Below are 7,009 nucleotides of genomic sequence, written 5' to 3'. Positions count from 1 at the left end.
CCTCGACAAGGTGCTATCGACTCCGATGAACCGCCCTGCCGGCGTGGCGCCGCCAACGGCAACGCCCGCGCAAAAGCAGGAGCGCCGGCTGCGCCGCGCGCTGGCGGCACGCGGCATGGACGAGGCCATCACCTGGAGCTTTCTGCCGCCCGCCGAAGCCGAACTGTTCGGCGGCGCAGCCTGGACCCTGACCAACCCGATTTCTGCCGACATGGCCGCGATGCGCCCGTCGCTGTTGCCGGGTCTGGCGAGCGCTGCGAAGCGCAACAGCGATCGCGGCCAGCCCGGCGTGCGGCTGTTCGAGATCGGCAAACGCTATCTGGGAGACGGCGAGCGGCCGAGCGCGGCGCTGCTGATGACGGGCCAAGCGACAGCGCGGCATTGGCAGAGCGGGTCGGGGCAAAGCGGGTCGGGGCAAAGCGGCGCAGCGACGATGTTCGACGCCTATGATGCCAAGGCCGAGGCGCTGGCGGCACTGTCGCTGTTGGGCGCGCCCGTGGACCGGTTGACGGTCGCGGCGCCGGCTGACCCCTGGTGGCATCCGGGCCAATCGGGCCGGCTGGTGCTGGGCAAGGCCGTGCTGGCGGATTTCGGCATGTTGCACCCCGCCACCGTGCAGGCGATGGGGCTGAAGGGCGGCGTTGCTGCTGCGGAAATCTATCTGGATGCATTGCCGCCGCGCCGGCGTGGGCGCGGCGCTTATGTGCCGCCGGCGCTTCAGGCGGTGACGCGCGATTTTGCCTTTGTCGCCGATGACACCCTGGCCGCCGATGCGCTGGTGCGGGCCGCTGCCGGAGCCGACAAGGCGCTGATTGCCGGCGTGCGTCTGTTCGATCGTTTTGCCGGGGCGCCGGTTGGCGAAGGCAAGGTGTCGTTGGCCATCGAAGTGACGCTGCAACCGACTGATGCGACATTGACCGATTCGCAGATCGAAGCGGTATCGGCCAAGGTCGTGGCAGCGGCGGCGAAGCTGGGGGCGCATCTGCGCGGCTGATGCTGGCGTTTCCTGGCGCTGATACCCTCTTCGCGCGGGGCGTTATTGCGCTTATGAAGGGGTGGCGCGGGCAGTTGGTCCCGCACAATGTTCCCGGAGCCGATGCACCCCTTCCCCTGGTTTGATGCCGCCGTCATCCTGGGGCTGATCGTGCTCAACGGCTTTTTTGCCATGTCCGAACTGGCGATCGTGTCGGCGCGGCGGCCGCGATTGAAGGCGCTGATCACGCAGGGCCGCAGCGGCGCCCGCACCGCGCTCAGGCTTGCCGACGACAGCAGCCGGTTTCTGTCGGGCGTGCAGATCGGCATCACCTTGGTGGGCATCGTCAACGGCGCTTATTCCGGCGCGGCGCTGGCGGGGCCGGTCGGCGAGCGGCTGACGGCGCTGTTCGGGCTGGCGCCCAAGCTGGCCGAGGAGGTTGGCTTTGCCACCGTCATCGTCATCGCCACCTATCTGTCGCTGATCGTCGGCGAACTGGTGCCCAAGCAGTTTGCGCTGCGATCACCCGAGGAAATTGCCGTGCGCGTGGCGCCGGTGATGGCGCTGTTCGCCAAGGTGACGACTCCGTTTGTCTGGTTGCTCGACCTGTCGAGTCGGCTGGTGTTTCGCATGCTTGGCCAGAGCCGCGAAGGCGACAACAGCGTCACCGAAGAGGAACTGCGATCGGTGGTACAGGAGGCAGAACACGCCGGCGTCATCGAACAATCCGAACGCCAGATGATTTCGGGCATCATGCGGCTGGCCGACCGGCGCGTGCGCGGTGTGATGACCCCGCGCGGCATGATCGACTGGATCGATGCCGATGCCAGTGATGCCGACATCCGCAAGCATCTGGCCGGCACGCCCCACACCCGCCTGCTGGTGGCGCGCGGCAGTGTCGATAATATCGTCGGCGTGTTGCAGGCGCGCGATGTCGTGCAGGCGCTGATCGAGGGGCGCGCCCTTGATCTGGCGGCCATGGCCCGCAATGCGCCGGTGCTGCCCGATGTGCTGGATGCCGTCGATGCGCTGGCGGCGCTGCGGGATGCCGATATTCCGATGGCGCTGGTCCATGACGAATATGGCCATTTCGAAGGGGTGGTGACGCCCGCCGACCTGCTGGCGGCGATTGCCGGCGAGTTCCGCAGCGATGTCGATGATGCCAATGACCCGCCGGCAGTTGAGCGCGATGATGGCAGCTGGCTGTTTTCGGGCGCGCTGCCGGCCGATGAAATGGCCGAGCGGCTGGGGTTCGACCTGCCTGATGTACGCGATTTCGAAACGGTCGCAGGGTTCGTGCTCGATCATTTGCGCCACCTGCCCATAACGGGAGAGCATTTCCGTTATCGTCACTGGCGCTTCGAGATCATGGATATGGACGGCCGCAAGGTGGACAAGGTGCTGGCGAGCGCCGAGCGCCGGGGTGAGCCGCTGACCTGACCACCGCTAAAGGACGGTCAGCGGCAGTTTCAGGAACAAGCGGCCCTGCGGGTCGGGCGGCGGCAGGGCGCCGGCACGAATGTTGACCTGCAATGCCGGCAGGATCAGCGTCGGCGGTGCCAGGGTCTTGTCGCGGTCGGTGCGCATGGCGATGAAATCGGCCGCGCTGATGCCGTCATGGACATGCACGTTGCCGGCGCGCTGCGCGGCGACGCTGGATTCGAAGGCGTAGGTCGTGCGCCCGGCCGGCAGATAATCATGGCCGGTGAACAGACGCGTTTGCGGCGGCAAGCCGAGCAGGCGCTGGATGGAGGCATGGAGCACCGCCGCATCGCCGCCGGGAAAATCGCAGCGGGCGGTGCCATAGTCCGGCATGAACAGCGTGTCGCCGACAAAGGCAGCATCGGCGACCAGATAGGTGACACAGGCCGGCGTGTGGCCGTGCGTGTCCATGACCGTGATGGTCAGGTCGCCCAGCGGCAGCGTGTCGCCGTCGTGCACCAGCCGGTCGAAGGCGGCCCCGGCCAGCGATACGTCATCGGCGCCGAACATGGGTGCAAACACCGAGATGACGCGCGTGACGCCGGCACCGATGACCAGCGGCACGCCGGTTTGCCGGCGCAGCCAGTCGCCGGCGGACAAATGATCGGCATGGACATGGGTTTCCAGCAGCCATTGCAGGGTCAAGCCGCGCTGGTCGAGCCTGTCCAGCAGCTGCCGGGCCGAGCCATGGCTGACGACGGCGCCCTTTGGTTCATAGTCCAGCACCGGGTCGATGATGGCGGCCATGCCGGTGGCGGGGTCGCTGACGATATGGGTGGCGGTGTTGGTGGCCGGGTCGAACAGGGTTTCGACGTCGGCGTGCTGCATGGCGGACATGGGGTTCTCCTTGGCACAATATTAGTCATTGCTAAATTAGAATCAACTCATATATTGCGATCATGTTGATTGCTTCTCCTGACGATCTGGCGCGTCTGACTGCCTCGGCTGCTGCTGCGGCCCGGCTGCTGCGAACCCTTGCCAACGAGCGCCGGCTGCTGATCCTGTGCCAGCTTGTCGCCGGCGAGCGTGCCGCCGGCAGCCTTGATGTCGGCCTGTCGCAATCGGCCCTGTCGCAGCATCTGGCCCGGCTGCGCACCGAAGGCCTGGTTGCCACCCGGCGCACCGGCCAGCAGATTGTCTACCGCCTGGCCGACCCCGCCGCTGCCGCCGTCCTGGCGACGCTGGCCGAGATTTTTTGCCCCCCCGCAAAGGAACCCGCCCATGATGACCGCGCTGTCGCCGATATCGCCTGACGCTGCCGCCGACCTCGTTGCCAAGGGCAAGGCGCTGCTGATCGATGTGCGTGAACCCGATGAATTTGCCCGGCGCCATGTGCCGGGCAGCCTGTCCCGGCCGCTTTCGCAGCCGGGCGCCGCGCCGATTGTCTGCGCATCCGACGCCGTGGTGATCTTTGCCTGCCGGTCCGGCATGCGCACCCGCACCCATGCAGCGCGGCTGGCGGCCATGGTGGCGGGGCCGGCACATTGGCTGGAGGGCGGGGTCGATGCCTGGGCGCGCACCGGGTTGCCGATCAGCCTTGCCGCTGGCGGCCCCATTGAAATCATGCGCCAGGTTCAGATTGCCGCCGGTTCTCTGGTGATTGCCGGTGTGCTGCTCGGCTGGTTGCTGGGGCCTGTCTGGACCGCTCTGGCCGGATTTGTCGGCGCCGGACTGGTTTTTGCCGGCGCCAGCGGCACTTGCGGCATGGCGATGTTGCTGGCGCGGATGCCGTGGAACCGAGCAGTCATGGCATGACGGCATATCTGCTTGCGGCATTGGGCGGCGCGGTCATTGCGTTGCTGCTAGGCGTCTTCGGCGGCGGCGGGTCGGTTCTGGCCACGCCGCTGCTGCTGTATGTTGTCGGTGTTGCCGACGCCCATGTCGCGATTGGCACGGCGGCGGCGGCAGTGGCCATCAATGCAGCCGGCGGCCTGGCGATGCAGGCGCGCGCCGGTGCCGTGAAATGGCCTTGCGCACTGGTGTTCGGCGGCGCCGGCCTGGCCGGCAGCCTTGCGGGCGCCCAGATTGCCAAGCAGATCGACGGTCAGGCGCTGCTGGGCTGGTTTGCACTGGCCATGGCACTGGTGGCGCTTGCCATGTTGCGCCCGCAGTCCGGTCAGGGCGATCCGGCCGTGCGGCTGGATATGGCGCGCACCGTGAAACTGGCGCCGCTGGGGCTGGCGGTCGGGCTTGCAGCCGGTTTTTTCGGCATCGGCGGCGGCTTTCTGATCGTGCCCGGACTGATGGCCGCCACCGGCATGACGCTGGCGAACGCGGCGGCATCGTCGCTGTTGTCGGTGGTGCTGTTCGGGGCTGCGACCAGCCTGTCCTATGCGGCATCCGGGCTGGTGGATGGCCGGTTGCTGGCAGCGATGGTGGCCGGCGGCGTGCTGGGTACGCTGGCGGCGCTGCCGGTATCGCGGCGGTTGGCGGGGCGTGCTGCGGCCGCCCGGCGCGGCTTTGCCGTCATGGTACTGGCAACGGCGGCCTATGTGGGTTGGCGGGCCCTACAGTGATTTCTGCATGTAGACGACATCGAGCAGCCGGCCGAATTTTTCCCCGACCTGATGCAACTGGCCGGCATGGACGTATCCGCATGCCGTGTGCAGGCGAATGGACGCCGTGTTGCCGGAATCGCCGATCACCGCGATGAGCTGACGGAAACCGGCGGCAGCAGCAACGCCGTCCAGCGCCATCAACAGCGCCTTGCCGATGCCGGTGCGGTGCGCGGCTGCTGCGACATAGATCGAGGTTTCGGCACTATGGGCATAGGCGGGGCGGTCGCGGAATTGCGCGGCGTAGCAATAGCCATCGACGGTGCCCATGGTTTCATGCACCAGCCACGGCCAGCCGCGATCCTGCACACGGGCCATGCGGGCGGCCATTTCGGCGGCATCGGGCGCTGCCATTTCAAAGCTGGAGGTGCCGGTCAGCACAGCGGGCGCATAGATGGCGGCAATGGCAGCGGCATCGGCGGCGCGGGCGGCGCGGATGGTCATGATGCGGCGGCAGGCTCGCGGCCGAACAGCCAGTGCCCCAGGCTACGCGCCGACAGGGCGCCAACGATCTGGGCGGCGATGAACATCGGCACATCGGCCGGGCGAATGGCGCAGAATGTGTCGGTCAGCGAGCGGGCAAAGGTGATCGCCGGGTTGGCAAAGCTGGTCGAGGCGGTGAACCAGCACGCCGCCAGGATGACCAGCGCGACGGCATATGGCCCGATATCGGGGCGAAAACGCCCGGTGCCCAATATGGTCATCACCAGCGCGAATGTGGCGATGGCCTCGGACAGCCATTGGCCGGGGCCGGTGCGTGCCACGCTGCCGATCTGGATGGGCGGCAGGCCGAACATCAGATGCGTGATGAGGATGGCGGCGGCGCCAGACGCGAACTGCACCGCGACATAGGCCAGCGCATCGCGGGTGGTGATGCCGCCGTCGAGACGCACCACCAGCGTCACCACCGGGTTGAAATGCGCGCCCGAAACAGGCCCGAAGATGACGATGATGACCACCAATATGGCAGCGATGGGGATGGTGGTGCCGATCAACGCGACGCCATTGTTCCCGCCCGACAGGTTCACGGCCATGATGCCGGCGCCCACGACAGTGGCGAACAGCAGCATCGTGCCCAACGCCTCGGCCACCAGCCGCCGGCCCAGTGATATGGTCATGCCGTTCCCCCACCCGGGTCTGTGCCCGGTCTTTACCCCCCTGTTGTGACAGGCCTTTGCCGGCGGCGTCCAGCGCCAATTCGGCAGGCCGGGCAAGGACAGTGCCGCCGGGGCCGATCACGACAGGCCGGTTGATGAGGACGGGGAGCAGCAGCATCGCAGCAAGGATGGCGGCATCGCCGGCGCCGGGTTGGTCAAGGCCCAGTTCGGTTGCCGGCGTGCCGCGAATGCGCAGCAAGGCCCGGGCGCCGCCAACTGCCTTGGCCACCGCAGCAAGGCTGTCAGCATCGGGCGGGGTCTTGAGATATTCGACCACCGTGACCGGCACGCCAGAATCGCGCAGCAAGGCAAGGGCGTTTCGCGATGTGCCGCAAGCCGGGTTGTGCCAGATGATGACCGGCATCAGCGGCAACCGCTGGTTTTGGGAGCGCAGGCAATCGCCGGGGCGCAGCAATTGCCAGCGGCGGCCGCGTCTGACGCCGCCAACCGCTCCAGTGCCGGCGACGTGCCATAGGCCTCGGCGCCGCCGTGCGTGAGGAAGGTTTCCCAGACAACGCCCTGCGGATCGCTGATCCAGGCCTTGGTGGACTGTGCATAGCAGCAGGTGGCGGCGCCTTCATCGAGCACCGGGCCATCGGCCGCCGCGAGGCGCGCTGTCACTTCGGCAAGTTCGCCCTCGTTTTCGACCTGGATGCCCAGATGCTCGATGCCGCGCGCCGCATGGCCGGTGGAGATCGCGAAATTGACGCGGGGGTCCTCGAGCATCCATTTGGCATAATCGGGCCGCGTCACCGTCGGCTGCGCGGCAAACAGCGCCGAATAGAAATGGATGGAGCGATCAAGGTCATCGACCCCGACATGGACGTGCAAGCGTTTCATGC

The 7,009-nt window shown here is 67.3% G+C and carries 8 protein-coding genes and 2 pseudogenes; 5 read left to right on the top strand and 5 right to left on the bottom strand.

Going from position 1 to position 7,009, the window contains the following annotated elements:
• A pseudogene (locus RMQ73_RS13835) lies at nucleotides 1–994 on the top strand (phenylalanine--tRNA ligase subunit beta); the annotation flags it as partial.
• Nucleotides 995–1,096: 102 nt separating this feature from the next.
• A complete protein-coding gene (locus RMQ73_RS13830) occupies nucleotides 1,097–2,413 on the top strand; it encodes a hemolysin family protein (RefSeq protein ID WP_310498899.1) in 1,317 nt (438 codons plus the stop codon).
• 6 nt (nucleotides 2,414–2,419) lie between these two features.
• On the opposite strand, the gene RMQ73_RS13825 is transcribed toward RMQ73_RS13830, so the two are convergent.
• Complete coding sequence (locus RMQ73_RS13825; protein WP_310498898.1) at nucleotides 2,420–3,292, bottom strand: MBL fold metallo-hydrolase; 873 nt, start codon at nucleotides 3,290–3,292, stop codon at nucleotides 2,420–2,422.
• A gap of 62 nt (nucleotides 3,293–3,354) precedes the next feature.
• Between RMQ73_RS13825 and RMQ73_RS13820 the strand changes: the two genes are divergently transcribed.
• From RMQ73_RS13820 to RMQ73_RS13810, 3 genes are read left to right on the top strand one after another with little or no spacing between them, the layout of a single operon-like run.
• Complete coding sequence (locus tag RMQ73_RS13820) at nucleotides 3,355–3,708, top strand: metalloregulator ArsR/SmtB family transcription factor (protein ID WP_310498897.1); 354 nt, start codon at nucleotides 3,355–3,357, stop codon at nucleotides 3,706–3,708.
• Nucleotides 3,677–4,210 (top strand): rhodanese family protein, encoded by a 534-nt coding sequence (locus RMQ73_RS13815; protein ID WP_310498896.1) that lies wholly within the window; start codon nucleotides 3,677–3,679, stop codon nucleotides 4,208–4,210. The genes RMQ73_RS13820 and RMQ73_RS13815 overlap by 32 nt, the downstream gene beginning before the upstream one ends.
• A complete protein-coding gene (locus RMQ73_RS13810; RefSeq protein ID WP_310498895.1) occupies nucleotides 4,207–4,971 on the top strand; it encodes a sulfite exporter TauE/SafE family protein in 765 nt (254 codons plus the stop codon). Before RMQ73_RS13815 ends, RMQ73_RS13810 begins: the two co-directional genes overlap by 4 nt.
• Here the strand turns inward: RMQ73_RS13810 and RMQ73_RS13805 are convergent.
• The 4 genes and pseudogenes from RMQ73_RS13805 to RMQ73_RS13790 form a co-directional block, all read right to left on the bottom strand.
• A complete protein-coding gene (locus RMQ73_RS13805) occupies nucleotides 4,963–5,454 on the bottom strand; it encodes an N-acetyltransferase family protein (RefSeq protein WP_310498894.1) in 492 nt (163 codons plus the stop codon). The two genes, RMQ73_RS13810 and RMQ73_RS13805, sit on opposite strands and share 9 nt — an antisense overlap.
• Nucleotides 5,451–6,128, bottom strand: coding sequence for an MIP/aquaporin family protein (locus RMQ73_RS13800; RefSeq protein ID WP_310498893.1), 678 nt, complete (start codon nucleotides 6,126–6,128; stop codon nucleotides 5,451–5,453). Before RMQ73_RS13800 ends, RMQ73_RS13805 begins: the two co-directional genes overlap by 4 nt.
• A gap of 91 nt (nucleotides 6,129–6,219) precedes the next feature.
• Nucleotides 6,220–6,531 (bottom strand): annotated as a pseudogene (locus RMQ73_RS13795) (ArsC/Spx/MgsR family protein); the annotation flags it as partial.
• Nucleotides 6,531–7,007, bottom strand: coding sequence for an ArsI/CadI family heavy metal resistance metalloenzyme (locus tag RMQ73_RS13790; RefSeq protein WP_310498892.1), 477 nt, complete (start codon nucleotides 7,005–7,007; stop codon nucleotides 6,531–6,533). The gene RMQ73_RS13790 and the pseudogene RMQ73_RS13795, both read right to left, overlap by 1 nt.
• Nucleotides 7,008–7,009: the final 2 nt, after the last annotated feature.

Origin of the sequence: Sandarakinorhabdus sp. (assembly GCF_031430775.1) — a bacterium.
Lineage (GTDB): Bacteria > Pseudomonadota > Alphaproteobacteria > Sphingomonadales > Sphingomonadaceae > Sandarakinorhabdus.
This window is presented reverse-complemented; position numbering and strand designations above follow the sequence as displayed.